The organism is Pseudonocardia sp. EV170527-09, assembly GCF_008369905.1.
Lineage (GTDB): Bacteria > Actinomycetota > Actinomycetes > Mycobacteriales > Pseudonocardiaceae > Pseudonocardia.
This window is the reverse complement of record NZ_VRMC01000719.1, coordinates 1-222: the sequence shown is the minus strand read 5'-3', so window position 1 is coordinate 222 and position 222 is coordinate 1. Positions and strand designations below refer to the sequence as shown.

Below are 222 nucleotides of genomic sequence, written 5' to 3'. Positions count from 1 at the left end.
CAGGGTGGGGTGTGCGGTATCTGTGCTGGTCATGACCACACCAACAGCAGCAGCACGAGTGGTGTCGCGGATCGTCGCGGCAGCAGTGGCCGGGGTTCTGGTCGCCGGGTGCGGCGCCACCGGTGGTGCCGTCGGCGGCTCGGCCGGGTCGGGGGCGACCGCATCGCGGGCGGCCGAGGTGACACCGACACCGACAACGACCGAGGCCCCTGAGGGCCCCGA

The 222-nt window shown here is 73.0% G+C and carries 1 pseudogene; it reads left to right on the top strand.

Annotated features, from left to right (window positions below):
- Positions 1 to 31: 31 nt before the first annotated feature.
- A pseudogene (locus FVA95_RS32505) lies at positions 32 to 222 on the top strand (hypothetical protein); the annotation flags it as partial.